Source organism: Nonlabens sp. MIC269, from assembly GCF_001430865.1.
GTDB lineage: Bacteria > Bacteroidota > Bacteroidia > Flavobacteriales > Flavobacteriaceae > Nonlabens > Nonlabens tegetincola.
This window is the reverse complement of the sequence record NZ_CP011373.1, coordinates 1221360-1238124: the sequence shown is the minus strand read 5'-3', so window position 1 is coordinate 1238124 and position 16765 is coordinate 1221360. Positions and strand designations below refer to the sequence as shown.

Annotated in this window: 16 protein-coding genes; 9 read left to right on the top strand and 7 right to left on the bottom strand. The window is 35.1% G+C overall.

The features are described from left to right. The first annotated feature begins 88 nt into the window (after positions 1-88). The 3 genes from trxA to AAT17_RS05885 all read left to right on the top strand — a co-directional run bounded on the left by trxA (position 89) and on the right by AAT17_RS05885 (position 2558). Entirely contained in the window at positions 89-388 is a 300-nt protein-coding gene (trxA, locus tag AAT17_RS05895) for a thioredoxin (RefSeq protein WP_042276125.1), read from the top strand. A 60-nt stretch (positions 389-448) separates the two neighbouring features. Beyond that, positions 449-1837 (top strand): S9 family peptidase, encoded by a 1389-nt coding sequence (locus AAT17_RS05890; protein ID WP_060523260.1) that lies wholly within the window; start codon positions 449-451, stop codon positions 1835-1837. Between the two features lie 64 nt (positions 1838-1901). Further along, entirely contained in the window at positions 1902-2558 is a 657-nt protein-coding gene (locus AAT17_RS05885) for an O-methyltransferase (protein ID WP_060523259.1), read from the top strand. Here the strand turns inward: AAT17_RS05885 and AAT17_RS05880 are convergent. From AAT17_RS05880 to AAT17_RS05850, 7 genes are all read right to left on the bottom strand, one after another. Further along, entirely contained in the window at positions 2508-3089 is a 582-nt protein-coding gene (locus tag AAT17_RS05880; RefSeq protein ID WP_060523258.1) for a phosphatase PAP2 family protein, read from the bottom strand. The genes AAT17_RS05885 and AAT17_RS05880 overlap by 51 nt on opposite strands. Then, positions 3089-3364 (bottom strand): twin-arginine translocase TatA/TatE family subunit, encoded by a 276-nt coding sequence (locus tag AAT17_RS05875; RefSeq protein WP_042276117.1) that lies wholly within the window; start codon positions 3362-3364, stop codon positions 3089-3091. The genes AAT17_RS05880 and AAT17_RS05875 overlap by 1 nt, the downstream gene beginning before the upstream one ends. A gap of 84 nt (positions 3365-3448) precedes the next feature. Then, positions 3449-4258, bottom strand: a complete 810-nt coding sequence (locus AAT17_RS05870; protein WP_157539238.1) for a hypothetical protein — start codon at positions 4256-4258, stop codon at positions 3449-3451. A 116-nt stretch (positions 4259-4374) separates the two neighbouring features. Further along, complete coding sequence (locus AAT17_RS05865) at positions 4375-6681, bottom strand: M1 family metallopeptidase (protein WP_060523256.1); 2307 nt, start codon at positions 6679-6681, stop codon at positions 4375-4377. Positions 6682-6739: 58 nt separating this feature from the next. Further along, the gene (locus AAT17_RS05860; RefSeq protein WP_060523255.1) at positions 6740-7258 is read right to left on the bottom strand and encodes a DUF6702 family protein; all 519 of its coding nucleotides are present in this window, start codon (positions 7256-7258) and stop codon (positions 6740-6742) included. Between the two features lie 50 nt (positions 7259-7308). Next, the gene (locus AAT17_RS05855; RefSeq protein WP_060523254.1) at positions 7309-7854 is read right to left on the bottom strand and encodes a hypothetical protein; all 546 of its coding nucleotides are present in this window, start codon (positions 7852-7854) and stop codon (positions 7309-7311) included. Positions 7855-7856: 2 nt separating this feature from the next. Then, positions 7857-8777, bottom strand: a complete 921-nt coding sequence (locus AAT17_RS05850; RefSeq protein WP_060523253.1) for a carboxypeptidase-like regulatory domain-containing protein — start codon at positions 8775-8777, stop codon at positions 7857-7859. A 179-nt stretch (positions 8778-8956) separates the two neighbouring features. Between AAT17_RS05850 and pepE the strand changes: the two genes are divergently transcribed. The 6 genes from pepE to asnS all read left to right on the top strand — a co-directional run bounded on the left by pepE (position 8957) and on the right by asnS (position 16747). Beyond that, positions 8957-9670 carry a dipeptidase PepE gene (gene pepE, locus AAT17_RS05845; protein ID WP_060523252.1) on the top strand — a complete coding sequence of 238 codons (714 nt, stop codon included), beginning with the start codon at positions 8957-8959 and terminating at the stop codon, positions 9668-9670. An 11-nt stretch (positions 9671-9681) separates the two neighbouring features. Further along, positions 9682-9966: a GNAT family N-acetyltransferase gene (locus AAT17_RS05840; RefSeq protein WP_060523251.1), complete on the top strand. Its 285-nt coding sequence runs from the start codon at positions 9682-9684 to the stop codon at positions 9964-9966. Continuing rightward, a complete protein-coding gene (locus AAT17_RS05835) occupies positions 9966-10505 on the top strand; it encodes a GNAT family N-acetyltransferase (protein WP_060523250.1) in 540 nt (179 codons plus the stop codon). The genes AAT17_RS05840 and AAT17_RS05835 overlap by 1 nt, the downstream gene beginning before the upstream one ends. Before the next feature lie 76 nt (positions 10506-10581). Then, positions 10582-12756 (top strand): DUF5686 family protein, encoded by a 2175-nt coding sequence (locus tag AAT17_RS05830; RefSeq protein ID WP_060523249.1) that lies wholly within the window; start codon positions 10582-10584, stop codon positions 12754-12756. A gap of 78 nt (positions 12757-12834) precedes the next feature. Then, positions 12835-15222: an RND family transporter gene (locus AAT17_RS05825; RefSeq protein WP_060523248.1), complete on the top strand. Its 2388-nt coding sequence runs from the start codon at positions 12835-12837 to the stop codon at positions 15220-15222. Between the two features lie 88 nt (positions 15223-15310). Continuing rightward, positions 15311-16747, top strand: coding sequence for an asparagine--tRNA ligase (gene asnS, locus AAT17_RS05820; RefSeq protein ID WP_060523247.1), 1437 nt, complete (start codon positions 15311-15313; stop codon positions 16745-16747). Positions 16748-16765: the final 18 nt, after the last annotated feature.

Genomic DNA, 16765 nt, shown 5'->3' with positions numbered 1-16765 from the left:
GAAAAATTACCTTCTCATGGTTGTTTAAAACTGTTTTGGTAATTTGTTTTATCGTTTATCTTTTTTTTAATCATTTAATACACTAATTATGGCAAAATTTTCTGAACTCATTAATAAAGATACACCGGTACTTATAGATTTTTATGCCACTTGGTGTGGACCATGTCAAACCATGATGCCAGTGCTAGATCAACTTAAAAAGGATCTAGGAGAGAAAGTGACAATCCTAAAGATTGATGTTGATAAAAATCAAGCCCTTGCAGCACAATTTCAAGTACGAGGAGTACCTGCCTTTATGATATTTAAAAATGGAACCCAGCAATGGCGCGGTAGTGGTGTGCAACCATTACACGAGCTTAAAAGTCAATTAGCCAAATACATGAATTAAATTTATTGTAACTTTTTGATCTAAAAAGCTACCTATCAATGAACTAATCAACAACCTGCTATGAAAAATAAAGTACTTCTTTTAGGATTATTATCTATATTGATAGGGAACGCACAAGAGTTTGCGGGTAACTGGAATGGGCAACTAGGGCCATTACCTCTTAACCTAAATTTTGAGCAGGTGGAGTTAGGATATGTAGGTAAATTACAAAGCCCTAAACAATCTAAAAATTACGCCTCGTTAGATGAGGTCAAAATAAACGGTGATAGTATCTCATTCAAATTAAGTGCTTTTCAAATCGTGTACAAAGGAATAAAAAAAGGTGATTTAATCGAAGGTACCTTTACACAAGGAGGAATGTCAAATGCACTAAGCTTAAAAAAAGGATTGTATTTAAATCAAGCCTCAAGGCCTCAAACACCCAAAGCACCCTTTGATTATAAGATTGAAGAAGTTTCTTTTAAAAATAAAACAGCAGGTGATATTAAATTATCAGGCACGCTTACATTACCCAAAAAAGTTAAAAATCCAGCTGTTGCGATTTTAATTTCAGGATCAGGTCCACAGGATCGTGATGAAACGTTGTTAGATCACAAACCATTTGCGGTTATTGCAGATTATTTTGCAAAAAATGGAATCGCAGTTTTACGTTATGACGATCGCGGTACGGCCAAATCTCAAGGAGATCACAGTACTGCCACTAGCGCCGATTTTGCCACAGATGTATACGCTGCAGTAGCATTTCTTAAGAAGAGAAAGGATATAAATACCTCACAAATAGGATTGATAGGTCACAGTGAAGGTGGTATGATAGCGCCTATGGTTATAGCCGATCATCCTAAAGATATTGCATTTTTCATATCGATGGCAGGAACAGGAACTACTGGTGTACAAGTTCTAAAAACACAAATACGTAAATCGGCGCTGTTACAAGGTCAACCTGAAGCAGCTGTTGAAGAAGGAATGAAAATAATGGATGCTGTCATTGATGAAATGGCTAAAGATGGAGTAAAGGATTTATCTATTGATCAAAGAAAGAAGATCATCCTTAAAACGATTGAGACTAAAAGGAGTCAGGTTGATCCTTTGATTGCTGCAGAATACTCTGATCAAACAGCACAATCTCTTGCCGATCAATTCAGCACTGATTGGTTTGTGTATTTCATGAATTATAATCCTGTTGACGACGTTGCAAAAATTAAGGTACCAACTTTAATAATGAATGGCTCGATAGATTTCCAAGTAATCCCTGAAATTAATGTGCCGCCGGTTGAAAAAGCTTTAAAAGGATCTGGAAACAACGATGTTACAGTTAAAATTTTTCCTGGTTTAAATCATTTGTTCCAGAATGCTACTACCGGTGCAGGATCAGAATATTTTGAAATCGAGGAGACAATAGCGCCAGTAGTCTTAGAAACCATGGCGACTTGGATTAACAAACGATTTTAATGTTCCTACAAAACTCTTACGCGTAATCGGTACTTTTGCGTGAATAAAATTCCAAAGTATTAGCATGTTTTTTTTACCTCAAGATCTAGATGATTATATAGTAGCTCATTCTCAAAATGAACCTCAAATTTTAAAAGATCTTAGTCGAGAAACGTATCAAAAAGTGCTTCAGCCCATTATGCTTTCTGGTCCTTATCAAGGTCGAGTGTTAAGTATGATTTCTAGTTTGATAAGCCCCAAACGTGTGCTAGAAGTTGGTACTTTCACAGGTTATTCTGCACTATGTCTGGCCGAAGGTATGCCAGAAAATAGCGATCTAGTTACTATAGATATCAATGAAGAGCTAGAATCCTTATGTAGCAGGTATTTTTTACGCTTTCGCGAAAGCGTAAAGAAAATTAATTTCATTCAAAAAATAGGTCCAGCGCTGGATATTATACCCGAATTAGAAGGCTATTTTGATTTAGTATTTATCGATGCTGATAAGCCAAACTATATAAACTACTTTCATCAAATTATGAAGAAAGTGCGGCCTGGTTCTTTAATAATTTCTGATAATGTTTTGTGGCACGGTAAAGTGGTTGAAACTGTAAAGAAAAAAGATTTATCAACACCTGTGCTTCTCGAATATAATAAGTTGTTGAAGGAAGATCCTAGATTGCAAACTGTTCTATTGTCGGTGCGTGATGGTCTTACTCTTTCTCGTGTAATAAAGAGCTAGTTTATAACCTAGATAACCTAAAATACTACCTGCGATAGCACCTACAATAACATCGGCAGGATAATGTACACCAACCATTATTCTAGACAGTGCAAATAAAATAGGCCATAGAAACAAGAGTTTCAAAAAGTGATTTTTTGTAGGGCTAAATAATAATGAATAAACAAAAAATGTGACAGCAAAACTCACTGCGCTGTGTCCTGACCAAAAGCTAAAGTTTTCTGGACGTTGACTTATTAAAATACTATCTAGTAAAACGGGTTCATTGCTTGGTCGCAATCTTTCTACGGCATTTTTTACCAGGTTAGTAATGAAAAGAGTTATTCCCGCTATCACTGGCAAACAAATGATGAGATAGTAACTCACAGGTTTGTTATATTGTTTGTACAACAAGAAACTAAAAAAAAGAAAGATAGGTATAGATCGTTCTGGATGCGTTATGAACTCCCAAAATTCTGGTATGTTGTTAAGAAAAGAATTATTGAGCAGTTTGAGTAATTCTCGATCAATTTCTAGAAGAGATTCCCACATTAAAGTTTACGTTTAATGGAACCGGTTTCTTCAATTTTGTCCTTTACTTCTTCGATTTGCTTTTTGAAATGTTCTACTTCTTTAGAACTAAAGTCATCAGTAGCAGTTTTAGTGATTTCATGTTTAATGTCATCAGTTGCATTGCGAACTGTTTTTATGGCTTTTCCCAGACCACGAGCTATTTCTGGAAGCTTGTCGCTTCCAAACACTAATAACACTACTAATCCTACTAAGAATAGTTCTGGTGTGCTTATAAAAAGTACATGATGAATCATGCGACAAAGATACATTTATAGTATATCGTGTGCAATTACATAATGTTAATGCAGTACGCTTCTTGAGTAATTAATTTTCTAATTTTATAAATAAGAGAATAGGTTATAACTAGTGCTAGAAATACCATTATTAGTGGTAGAAATTTCTCTACTCACTGGCATGCCTTCAGAATTTAAGTTGTAGGTATAAATCATTTCTTGAACGAGCTGTATCGGGCCAGTACTCGTGTCGTACTCTTCTTGAGTTAAAGGTAAAAATCTTGATGAAGGAATAAAATCTTTAAAAACAAGTAACCTTATTATATCATTCATATCCTTAAAAGGATTATCATTTAGTTCATAGGTGAAATCGCTAAATCCTGTCGTGTTGTTATTTTCTAGATAGGTGATTCTTTCAATATTAAAGTTTGCATTGATATCAAACACCTCGCTATTTTCTTGTATCACAGAACCATTAGAGTTGGTTGTTCTAGAAAGAATTTCATCTACACGATTAAAATTATCTATTTCAAATTGTTGTATTTGATTAGGGTTTGAAACATTGCTGCTTATAATGATATTTTCATCGTATTCTATACTGTAAGAACTAGTACTTTGATTTTCAATCTTTGTATAATTGATTACTTGGTTGTTCGGTGCGTATTGAAATTGATATGTTTTTGATTGTTGACCAGAGAATACGATCTCAGATATAAGATTATCATTATCGTATACTATATCAATGTTTGTTACAATATTGCTAGCTGTGTTTTCTGCTATTTGAATTGAACTAAGTCTTACTTTATCGTCAATAGTGGTAATATCGTCATCTCCTTGATTTTGATCATTGGACAATGTAGGATCCTCATCGCAAGAAACCAAAAGTAGAATTAATAGAATATATAAATATTTCACGTAAAAGCGATTGAATTGGATTGATAATTTTACAACAGAGTAAAAGTACAATTTATGGTAAAACAAAAAGCCAGTTTCTATTGAAACTGGCTTTTTAAACGTTTATAAAACAGAGATTATTGCTTTCTCATTTCTTCAAACTTATCAACTTTAGGCTGTTGTGGCCAGCTGTTGTTTGACACATCAATGTCAGCTGTTTCTAGGTCTGGATCTATAGTAATACCTACAATTTCTTTATCGCTTGCTTTACTTAGACCAACTTTTTTATCATTGTATCTCCAAATTTCTGCTGGATGAGTGACACGTTCTTTAGTACCATCTGCAAACGTGTATTCAATGATAATAGGCATAACTAATCCTCCTGGTTTTTCAACAGTAATTTCATAGAAGTATTTAGGAGCCTTCATTCTAGCTCTTTCTTCGGCAGTGAAATTTTCTTTTAAGTAATCATCTATACCGCTTACTACTTCTCCTGGTTGCTTACCTTTCAAGGCAGCGTCAAAGTCTTCGCTATCTTCTTTTACCATGTAAACGAGACCAGCTTCTTTAATGCGTTCAACAGGAATGCCGTTTTCTTTAGCATAATCCTTCATAGCTTGGTTCATTTCATTTGAAACATAATATTTGCTAACCTCTTTAAGTCCCATATCATTGAAACGAGTAGTGTAGAACCATCCTCTCCAGAACCAGTCTAGATCCATAGCACTTGCATCTTCCATAGAACGGAAGAAGTCCTCTGGTGTAGGATGCTTGAACATCCATCTTTGAGAATAAGTACGGAATGCATAATCAAAAAGATCACGACCCATTACGGTTTCTCTTAAGATATTAAGACCAGTAGCAGGCTTACTATAAGCGTTTGAACCAAATTGATACGTATTTAAACCTTTACTCATAATTGGGGCGATGTATCTTTGATCACCTGCCATATAAGGAACAATTTTCGCAGCAGGTCCACGACGAGATGGGTACGCATCTAAACCTTCAATAGCGGCTGGATAATTTTCACCAAAATCTTGTTCGGCAACGTATTGTACAAAAGTATTAAGACCTTCGTCCATCCATGTCCATTGACGCTCATCACTATTTACAATCATAGGGAAGAAGTTGTGACCAACCTCGTGGATAATTACTGAAATCATACCAAATTTAGTACGATCTGTGTAGTTTCCTTCAGCATCTGGTCTACCGTAGTTCCAGCAAATCATTGGGTATTCCATTCCTTGATTCTTTGCGTGAACCGATATTGCTTTGTGGTAAGGGTAGTCAAAAGTCATTCTACTGTAAGACTTTAAAGTTTGCGCTACTGCATATGTTGACCATTGCTCCCATAATGGATTACCTTCTGGCGGATAGATAGAAACAGCCATAACATCTTTATCACCTACCTTAACAGCCATAGCATCTGCTACGTAACGACGAGATGAAGTCCATCCAAAGTCACGTACATAATCAGCCTTGAATTCCCAAGTTTTAGTTTTAGTAGCACCTGGCATCATTGCAAGTTTCTCAGCCTCTGGTTGAGTTCTTATTATAACAGGTTTGTCATAACTTTTTGTAGCCTGCTCGTAACGCTTTAATTCTGTTTTAGAATAAACGTCTTTTCTGTTTTCTAACTTACCAGTTGCATCAACCCAGTGATCTTCTGGTACAGTAAGGTTTACTTCAAAAGTTCCGAATGGTAATGCAAACTCATCACGACCCCAAAATTGACTATTCTGCCATCCTTCAACGTCGTTATACACACACATGCGAGGATAAAACTGAGCGATTACATAAGCTCTATGTCCATCAGGAAATTGCTCATATCCACTACGTCCTCTACCATCAACGTGGTTGTTGATGTTGTAGTCCCATTCTATGTCAAAACTAAATTTCTCACCAGTTTTAAGCGTTTTAGGTAATTCAACTCTCATCATAGTTTGATTAATCATGTATGGAAGAGCGTTACCTTTTGAATCTAATACTTTCTTTATATTGAAACCACCATCAAACGGTTCTTTCATATATTGAGATGCAAAATCAGAAGGACGCATGAATGGATTAACGCCACCACCTTCAATAAGTGCAGACTTAGTATCCTTCTGTCTTACATTTTGGTCTAACTGTACCCATAGATAGTCTAATGCATCAGGTGAGTTGTTAGTGTAAGTAATTGTTTCGTATCCGTAAATATGATGATTGGCATCATCTAATTTGATGTCCATCTTGTAGTCTGCTCGTTGCTGATAGTAAGCAGGACCAGGTGCTCCACTTGCACTGCGGTATTGGTTAGGAGTGGAAAATTCTTGGTACAGTTGACGGAACTTGTTGATGTTGTAGTGTTCCTCTGCTTTTGGTTCTTCTTGTTGTTCTGTTTCCTGTGCTTGTAAACCGAAGGAAATCATTAACAAACTGAAAAACAAAAATTTAATAGTTTTCATGTTGCAAATTTGGTTTAAGGATTGCTAAAATAAGAAATATACGCACCTTTTATAAAGATTAAGAAAAAGTTAAGGTTTCTTGTGGGCGTTCTTTTGTCATTACCATGCTCTTTCTTTTGTCGTTGATTTTATAATGTACCATGTTTTTTTGGTCATCAAACACCTCAAAAAGAGCAGTGAATTTCATTTTAATAGTTTCTGGCATTTTGGTAACTGGTAATTCTATGTAAAGTACAATTTGATCATCAACAAACTCGGCGCCCAATACGTTTACGGTTAGTTCCTTACCATCTACAGTGGCTTCAATTTTACTTTGAAAATACTTTTCTAAATAAAAATTTACAGTTTTTAAATCCTTAATTCCATCTAGCTTCACTTCCTTGCCAAAACGATCTTGTAAGGCATCTTCCATATCGTCTATAAAAAATCGACTGGTCATTTGAAGTGCGCTAGCCTTCTGTTTATAAGCGACATTTGAAACTGATAAATAGTATTTATGATCGTTTTGGTTAGTATGCTTTCGCGAAAGCGTAAACAGCATCAAACTACTGGTTACAATTAGAATAAGGTATTTCATACTTACTAGATAAATTTTGCACTTAAATGTTACAAGTTATGTTCCAAAAATTATAATTGTGTTACGTTACCTAGAAAGATGCCGTGAAAGCGCTCATCAGTATTATAAACAGCATCTATTTCAATGTAGAATCCAGTGTTGTATGGACTTACCCGTATAAAACCTGATTCAAATGCGGTAATCGCATTGAGGTTGTTACCGGTATCATAATTCTCTGAAAAACCTGCATTCACATCACCAATTTCTTGTGTGGAGTTGATTTCATAAGTACCACTTTGTAATGGGGTATTTCGATTGCCAAAAAACTCGAGGTCTATGGCAAAGCCTGTACCTGAAAGCGTACCAGAATTTTCTGTGATATTCTCGTCGGTAATCAATAATTGTGTGGAATAAGTGTAGCTAGAAATTTGTAAAAATTCTTCAAGATAAGCTGGTCTTACGCCTTGATTGTTTTGAAGATCGGGACCGTAACAAAAAACATTAAAGGTAATGGGTGGCAATTCTGGCAAATCATCATCATTGCTACAAGAGTTGATACCTATAATTAAGAATAAGGATAGCACTAACTTTATTGGGATTAAGTTTTTTGTAGTCATTTCTATTGCTTTTTAATGGTTTCTTTCATTTTTAAAGAGTCTGTATCCATTAAGTCAACTTGAATATTGGTTTCTCGTGTTGATTCAGTTGGATGATAGTCAGGTAGATTCTTTTTTCTTTTGAATTCTGTTGCGGTCATGTTAAGAAACTGAAGTAAATCTAACTCATTTTGTTTGGAGAACATCTCTTCATTTAATCCTCTGTCCTTGGCATAATACATGAATTCATAAAGGTATTTTTCTTCTAATTTCAAGAATTCAGTTAGGAACTTAGTTTGGTATTTATTTTTAATTAAAATCACGTCAAACTCTTTTTTTTCTTCTACTGGTCCCGAGTTTAAATCAAGAGCGCTCAAAGTACTGTTGAGAACAACTGCACCTAGTAGTCCTACTAGGTTAAACATATTAAACCTGGGCATACTTTGCGCCATGGCTTCATGTCTTATAGCGTATTCTTCTGGTTGACGTTGACGATCAGAAAAGGTGTTGTCAATACGATCTACTGCTCGTGTACGTACATTAAATTCACTTACTTCGTCTATTTTGGGATCGACGTTGGTAACTTCTTTTACATCTATAAGCATCAAACTTTCATTAATAACAACCTCATCTAGAACGTTTACTCCTTGCCTAAGTTGAATAGTAGCTTTTTTATCCTCAACAGTTTGCTCAGTGACCACTAAAGTAAGAGGTTCATATTGTACAGCTCTTAAGGTGAGTTTATCACCTGCTTTTACATTCAAATAAAAGATACCATCATCATTAGTAACAGTACCATCAATGCTGTTATTATTAAAAATGGTAATTCCAGATAGCGGTTCTTCTGTTGCGCTTAGAATTTTCCCTTCTATTTGAGTGCGATTATTTTGTGACCATAAAAGGACTGAAAATAATAGGAGACCGATATTAATAATTGCTTTCATAGCTAATTCTGTTTAAAACAAAGTTACTCATACTTGTTGCTGTATGACACACTTAAATTAAGCTTTAAGTTAATGTTTGTAAAAAGACTTTACATTAAAGTTTACTTAATTTACAAATACAAGGAGAGATTAACTTGTAATTTTGATGATAATTGTTATTCTTAAAGTGGTAAAAACTTATGCGCAATCTTATTATTGCTAGTACATCTACGATACATGGATCTGGATATTTAGAATATATTAAAGAAGATGTTCTTACAGCCCTCAAAGAAGTTGGGGCTACAAGTCTACTCTTTATTCCATTCGCAAGACCTGGTGGAATTACGCATGAAGAATATACTAAAAAAGTGCAAGTAGCACTTGAAGACACCGGTATTAAGGTAGTTGGTTTGCATGAAATGCAGGATCCTAAACAGGCTATTCTTGAGGCCAAAGCAATTTTTACCGGTGGTGGAAATACCTTTGTATTACTTAATGAGCTTTACAAACGAGATGTTTTAACTGCTCTTAGAAAAGCGATATTTTCAGGAACCTTCTATCTAGGAACTAGTGCTGGGAGCAATTTGTGTGGTCTCACAGTTAATAATACTAATGATATGCCTATTGTTCATCCTCCAAGTCTCAAGGCATTAGGCGTAATAGGTTACAATATTAATCCGCATTATCTAGATCCTGTTTCTGGATCTACTCACATGGGTGAAACGAGAGAAACAAGAATCAACGAGTTTCACACGTACCATCACATACCGGTAGTTGGATTGCGAGAAGGTAGTTATATAAGAGTGCTAGGAGATAAAGAATTGCTCAAAGGTGAATTGACCGCACGAGTTTTTAAAAAAGATAATAAACCGGTTGAGGTCTCACCAGATTTTGATTTTGCCACATTAACTTAAATCTTAAACCTATGAATATTGATATAAAACACAATCAAAACGATAGTAGAGGAATCTTCTTTTATAAAAAGGAGGAAAAAACGATGGCCGAACTTACATACTCACATGAGGATAATGTTATGACCATTGATCATACCGAAGTAAACCCAGATTTAGAAGGTAATGGAATAGGAACTCAATTAGTTCATAAGGCGGTTGAGTATGCTCAAGAAAATAATATGAAGGTTCATCCTTTATGTCCATTTGCTGAAGTTTTATTTGATGAAAACGACCAATGGAGCGATCTAAGGGTTTGATGCCAACATTAGAAACTGAACGATTACTATTAAGGCCGTTTGAGATTTCTGATAAAGAATTTGTGTTTGACTTGCACAAGGATCCTCAGGTCATGCAGTTTACAGGAAAACAACCTATGACAACTGTTCTAGAGGCAAAACTCTTATTAGATGAAATATTGCATCCAGAAAAAGGTCAATACGCTTCATACCAATTAGGAAGGTATGCCGTTATTGATAAATCTATAGGAAAAAAAATAGGCAGCGCAGGTTTGAATTATACTCAATCTAAAAACATAATTGAGATTGGATATAAATTTTTAAAGGAATTTTGGGGTCAAGGTTACGCAACAGAATCTTGTAAAGCTCTTCTAGATCATGGATTCAATACTAGAAATTTTGATTCAATAGCAGCACATATAGCCGAGGAAAATATAGGATCCCAAATTGTTGCAGAAAGGTTGGGAATGCAAATCCATCATAGGTTTTTATGGGAAGGCGTTATTCCCGGTAGGTTTTATACAATGAGTAAATCAACCTTTCAGGCTAACAATCTGTAGTGTTTAACAATAACAATAATTATAGGTGGATTACTCATACAGTTATTTACTTTTACACCGCGTCTATGCCATTGCTATGAGAAACAGTTTTTTGTTCGTCTTTTTCTTGCCATTCATAATGATGGCGCAAGAGTCTACACCTTTTATCATTCAAAAGGCAGCCGAAAGATTATCACAAAACGAACTGCTTAATCAAGTAAATAGCTTTAGCTATGAGTCTTATGAGAATTTCAAAATAACTGGTGATCCAGAGGCTTTAACAGGTCCAGGTTATAAAAAAACCGAATTACGTAAGACTTTAAAAAAAACGCAAGTACTTTTTTCAGAGCGTACCATCCTGCATGTATACGACTCAATAAAAGGATATAAAGAGGTAGTAACAGCAGCTCAAATGCCAGGTTTTGAAAAACCTGTATATCCTGTATATACTATCATATTTCAATCCCAGTTTTTAAATCAAAAGGATTACATAATACTTGATCAACGATTTAAAAATCCATTGCATTCTTCAAGAACTCAATTCTACGATTATCAAATCGAAAAAGATTCCTTAATAGAGAACAGAACTGTCTATAAAGTAAATTTTAAACCACAACCTCTTGCAGAAATTCCTAATTTATTAGAAGGTACCGTTTACATAGATGCTGTTAATTATGATGTTGTTCTCTTTGAAATTGATACACCAGGAGAACTCAATATAGAGACTCTTCATAGCTTTACCTACAATACAAAAGCCGGAGTTTGGGTTCCTTTAAAAAGATCTTTGTATGTAAAAAAGCAGAAAACTAAAAAGGAATTGGAGCTTTTTGGTGGTAGGCTAGAGGTAGGTAACGAATCTCCTTCCGAGAATCAAACAGGACAAGATTTGTATATGATTCTAGAAGTGGATTACTTCAATTATGAATTAAATATACCGGTAGATTTTGGAAAGAAAGGTATTCTTACTGAAATCCCTGACGAGGCAATAGGTCGGCCAGAATCATATTGGGATGAATATCGAGATTCAAAAGAAGCCTATACAACAACGCAACTAGCTCAATTTACAAACTTGGATAGTGTGGTTACCGCGACCAAGATTAATAGAAAACTAGAAACACTTGATAAGTTTAAGGTGGGCTATTATCCAGTAGGATTTTTTGATATTGATTTAAAGTATCTAGTAAAATACAATGATTACGAGGCGTTTAGATTGGGAGTTGGTGGTCAAACTAATGAGAAATTAAGTGAAAGATGGAGGTTAAGTGGTTACGTGGCCTACGGTACTAAGGATGATCGATTTAAGTATAAAATAAGCGCAGGATTTAGAATTGACGAAGAAAAAAACACGTGGCTCAACCTATATAAAAGTGAGGATATTGCTGAAATAGGTGCCGAAAAATTCTTGACTGATGCACGTGTTTATAGTCTTTTTGAACCTAGACTAATCAATATTCCAACCTTCTTTAAATACAATAGTGTAGGAGCCTCACTACAACAGCGATTATTCCCTTCCTTGATAAGTGAGATCTCGCTTTCGCGAAAGCGAATTACTCAAACAACATTTTATGAATTCAGGCCTAGGGATAATAGTTTTACTAATTATACCTTATCTGAAGTGGTTATAGGTGCGAGGTATAGTCCAGTAAGCACCTTTATGCTTACTCCTAGCGGTTATCAAGAAATAACACGAGGTTATCCAATATTAAGTGCTCAATACACACAAGGAATAAAAGGATTGTATGGATCAAACTTTAATTACGGAAAGTTGTCTGCCAAAGCAGTATATTTTCAACCCTGGAAGGACAATTCTTTTACTGAATTGCAGGTAGAAGGTCACTACGGCCGTGGCGATATTCCTCTTACCCATCTTTATCATGCTTACCCTAACTCACCTACAAAAGATGAATTGTTGCAAAGATTTTCAGTTGCAGGTAGGCGCAGTTTTGAAACCATGTATTTCAATGAGTTCTTTTCTGATAGATTGATCACAGCACAAGTAAAACATAGGTTTCCTGCACTTAACATTGCATCGTTTTTAAAGCCTGAAGTTGCCTTTATTACTAGGGCTGCCTTGGGTAGTATGAACAATACTGAAGAGCATATAGGAATTGGGTTTGACACTCTAGAACACGGTTATTTTGAAAGTGGTATTGAATTAAATAAACTCCTTTTCGGATTTGGATTAAGCTTTTCTTACCGCTATGGGGCTTATCATTTGCCTGATATTGAGGACAATCTTGCGTTAAAATTTACCTTTTATTTAGAATTGTAGCGTTTAGAATAGTTTACACTTGAAATAAGGATTATCACGTGTATAAGATTTACCTTTGCAGCCCATCGGTAAAGACCTATGCATAAATTATTTAGTTTCAGCTTTTGGAATAGTTTAGCGCGATTAATATTGCGCAATCGTGAGGTGATTCTCGGACTTATTGTTCTTGCTACAATTGCCCTAGGAACTCAGTGGAAATACATGAAGTTTTCTCACACTGAGGCTAATTTGCTTCCTGATGATCATCCAGTGAATATTGAGTATGATGAGTTTATTAAACAATTTGGTGAAGAGGGGAATTTAATTATTCTTGGAGCTACCCAAGAGACTCTTAATACTTACGAGAAATTAAATGCTTGGAACCAACTGGCAGATAGTATTTCAAAATTTGAGGAAATCGACTTTGTTTTATCAACCAGTAACTTACCTGTTCTTGAATTAGATGAACCTAGTTCTAGTTTTAAAGTAAACGAATTACTGCCTACAAAATTAAAAAGCGAGGCAGACTATGCCGCTTTTAAGAAAAAACTATTTACCGATTTACCGTTTTATAAAAATTTAATTTATAGTGAAAAGGATAGTGTAATACGTACCGCTGTTTATTTAAAGAAAGACATTGTAAATACAATCACTCGAAAAGAGTTTGTTCTTAATGAATTAGTTCCGTTAATAGATTCTTATAGAAATAATGGACTAGATGTTAGAACATCAGGAATGCCCTACATACGTACCTTAAATGCACAAAACATTGTTGATGAAATAGGGATGTTTTTGTTAGCAGCATTGCTTATAACCTCTGGGTTATTCTTTTTCTTTTTCAGATCGTGGCGCGCAACTTTTATATCTATTGTCACCGTAATAATAGGAGTGATGTGGGCATTTGGATTTTTAGGCCTATTTCGATTTGAGATCACGGTACTTACAGCTATAATTCCTCCTTTGATTATTGTAATAGGAATACCTAATTGCATCTTCTTAATCAATAAATACCAGCAGGAAATCAGGAAACACGGTAATCAAGCTCTCTCTTTACAACGAGTCATTACTAAGGTAGGTAATGCTACTTTAATGACTAACCTTACCACTGCAAGTGGATTTGCAACTTTTATTTTTACGCAAAGTAAATTGCTTAAAGAATTTGGTATTGTAGCAAGTATCTGTATCGTTACCATATTCGTTTTAAGCTTGATGATTATTCCTATCATTTATAGCTATTTACCGTTGCCTAAGGAAAAACATCTTAAGCATTTAGGAAAAACGTGGATCAACAGTTTTGCCAATTGGCTAGGTGTTATGGTGAAGAACTATAGAATCGCCATTTATATTACCAGCGTTGTTGTCCTTATTCTCAGCTTCATTGGGATGTATCAAATTAGAGTTTCTGGAAGTTTAATTGAGGATATGCCTAAAAGCATGAGCTTTTACAAGGATATTAAATTTTTTGAAGAAAGTTTTGATGGTGTCATGCCTGTAGAAATTGTCATCAATACCAAGAAAAAGAAAGGTGTTAATAAGCCAAAAACGCTTAAAAAAATTGACAAGTTAGAAGAGCATATCATTGAAACACCCGAGTTGTCCAGACCAATGTCGGTAATTTCATTAATTAAGTTTGCAAAACAGGCTTTCTATCAAGGTGATCCCGAGTTCTTTGATCTGCCAACAAGCAATGAACGTTTATTTATGGCTAAATTTCTCAAGAATAGTAATGGAGAAGTAGGTTTGATGAAAAGTTATGTGGATAGTACAGGTCAATACGCACGCGTGACAACTTTCATGAAAGATATGCCTACTGAACGTCTTGAGTATGTAGAAGAAAATTTAAGAGCAAAACTTGAAACCCTTTTTCCTGCTGAAGATTATGAAATTACCTTAACGGGTAAGGCGCTTGTATTTCAAAAAGGAACCAATTACTTAATTAATAATTTGATTTTGTCATTATCCTTGGCCATTTTATTAATAGCATTGTTTATCGCGTTTATGTTTAAGTCGCTTAGGATGATTTTTGTTTCGATTGTACCTAACTTACTTCCTTTGTTAATGACTGCTGGATTAATGGGTTTCATAGGTGTGCCTATAAAAGCTTCAACCATCTTGGTTTTTTCAATAGCCTTTGGAATTTCTGTTGATGATACTATTCACTTCTTAGCTAAGTATAGGCAAGAGCTTATGGCAAATAATTGGAAAATTAAGAAGTCTGTTTATAGCGCTTTAAAAGAAACTGGAGTTAGTATGTTTTATACTAGTATCGTTTTGTTTTTTGGGTTTTCTACATTTACCATATCAAGTTTTGGAGGCACAGTTGCACTAGGAGCTTTAGTAAGTGCAACCTTGTTATTTGCTATGTTGTCCAATCTTTTGTTGTTGCCTAGTATGTTGTTATCACTAGAACGCAGCATTGCAAATGAACGGACATTTAAAAAACCAGCCATTCCTATTATCGCACCAAAATCTGACGAAGAAGAATAGGACGCGTATCTCTAGTGTAATTCGTTGCAGCAATTATTGTTCATAGAGTGCATAAAATCTATATTTGCCATTCAAGTTATTCCTAGAAATGAAAAGAATAGTAGATATTTTAAAGGACGATCCTAGTATGGTTGAAATTACCGTTAAAGGATGGGTGCGCAGTTTTAGAAACGATAGATTTATAGCGATTAATGACGGTTCGACCATAAAGAATTTGCAAGCAGTAATAGATCCTGAAAAAATAGATCAAGCTGTAAGAGATCAAATTACAGTAGCATCTGCTGTGGCAGTTACAGGTAATTTAGTCGAAAGTGAAGGAAAAGGACAACGTGTAGAATTACAAGCAACTTCGGTAGAGATTCTTGCAACCGCAGATTCTGAAGAAGTAGCAAAAACAATATTGTCTCCTAAAAGGCATAAATTGGATACATTAAGAGAACAAGCTCACTTACGCGTGCGTACTAATACCTTTGGAGCGGTAATGCGTGTAAGAGCCGCCTTATCTTTTGCTATCCATAAATATTTCCAAGAAAAAGGATTTTATCAAGCTCACACACCGATCATTACTGGTAGTGATGCTGAAGGAGCTGGAGAAATGTTTCGTATTTCTACCTTAGACACAAAAAATCCTCCGCTTACAGAAGAAGGGGAAATAGATTACTCAAAAGATTTTTTTGGTAAAGAAACCAACTTAACTGTTTCAGGACAGTTAGAAGCAGAAACTTATGCCATGGGATTAGGTCAAGTGTATACCTTTGGACCTACCTTTAGAGCAGAAAATTCCAATACATCTCGACATTTAGCCGAATTTTGGATGATTGAACCTGAAGTAGCGTTTAATGATCTAGATGCAAACATGGATCTTGCTGAGGATTTTATTAAAGAAGTAATTAAGTATACCATTGAACAATGCGCCGATGATTTAGAATTTCTAGAGCAACGATTGGTTAATGAAGATAAGCTCAAGCCTCAAGCAGAACGTAGTCCTATGCCGTTACGAGAAAAGTTAGAGTTTGTTTTAAAAAACAACTTTAAACGAGTTTCTTATACCGAGGCGATAGATATACTTAAAAACTCTAAGCCTAATAAGAAGAAAAAGTTCAACTATGTCATAGAAGAATGGGGAGCAGATCTTCAATCGGAACATGAACGTTATCTAGTTGAAAAACATTTTAAGTGTCCCGTGATTCTTTTTGATTATCCTGCAAAAATTAAAGCCTTTTATATGAGGTTAAATGATGATCATAAAACTGTGCGCGCCATGGATATCTTATTCCCTGGAATTGGTGAAATAGTTGGTGGTTCTCAACGTGAAGAGCGTTATGATGTTCTTAAACAAAAAATGGATGACATGGGAATTCCAGAAGAGGAACTTTGGTGGTATCTAGAGATGAGAAAATTCGGTAGTGTAGTACATAGCGGATTTGGATTAGGATTTGAACGATTGGTAATGTTTGTTACAGGAATGGGTAATGTACGTGACGTAATTCCTTATCCTCGCACACCAGGAAATGCTGAATTCTAACTAAATAATTCACAAAAA

Excerpts from the sequence above, each read along its gene's own strand:
- trxA (WP_042276125.1), top strand. The coding sequence starts at position 89 with ATGGCAAAATTTTCTGAACTCATTAATAAAGATACACCGGTACTTATA.
- AAT17_RS05890 (WP_060523260.1), top strand. The coding sequence starts at position 449 with ATGAAAAATAAAGTACTTCTTTTAGGATTATTATCTATATTGATAGGG.
- AAT17_RS05885 (WP_060523259.1), top strand. The coding sequence starts at position 1,902 with ATGTTTTTTTTACCTCAAGATCTAGATGATTATATAGTAGCTCATTCT.
- AAT17_RS05880 (WP_060523258.1), bottom strand. The coding sequence starts at position 3,089 with ATGTGGGAATCTCTTCTAGAAATTGATCGAGAATTACTCAAACTGCTC.
- AAT17_RS05875 (WP_042276117.1), bottom strand. The coding sequence starts at position 3,364 with ATGATTCATCATGTACTTTTTATAAGCACACCAGAACTATTCTTAGTA.
- AAT17_RS05865 (WP_060523256.1), bottom strand. The coding sequence starts at position 6,681 with ATGAAAACTATTAAATTTTTGTTTTTCAGTTTGTTAATGATTTCCTTC.
- AAT17_RS05860 (WP_060523255.1), bottom strand. The coding sequence starts at position 7,258 with ATGAAATACCTTATTCTAATTGTAACCAGTAGTTTGATGCTGTTTACG.
- AAT17_RS05855 (WP_060523254.1), bottom strand. The coding sequence starts at position 7,854 with ATGACTACAAAAAACTTAATCCCAATAAAGTTAGTGCTATCCTTATTC.
- AAT17_RS05850 (WP_060523253.1), bottom strand. The coding sequence starts at position 8,777 with ATGAAAGCAATTATTAATATCGGTCTCCTATTATTTTCAGTCCTTTTA.
- pepE (WP_060523252.1), top strand. The coding sequence starts at position 8,957 with ATGCGCAATCTTATTATTGCTAGTACATCTACGATACATGGATCTGGA.
- AAT17_RS05840 (WP_060523251.1), top strand. The coding sequence starts at position 9,682 with ATGAATATTGATATAAAACACAATCAAAACGATAGTAGAGGAATCTTC.
- AAT17_RS05835 (WP_060523250.1), top strand. The coding sequence starts at position 9,966 with ATGCCAACATTAGAAACTGAACGATTACTATTAAGGCCGTTTGAGATT.
- AAT17_RS05830 (WP_060523249.1), top strand. The coding sequence starts at position 10,582 with ATGAGAAACAGTTTTTTGTTCGTCTTTTTCTTGCCATTCATAATGATG.
- AAT17_RS05825 (WP_060523248.1), top strand. The coding sequence starts at position 12,835 with ATGCATAAATTATTTAGTTTCAGCTTTTGGAATAGTTTAGCGCGATTA.
- asnS (WP_060523247.1), top strand. The coding sequence starts at position 15,311 with ATGAAAAGAATAGTAGATATTTTAAAGGACGATCCTAGTATGGTTGAA.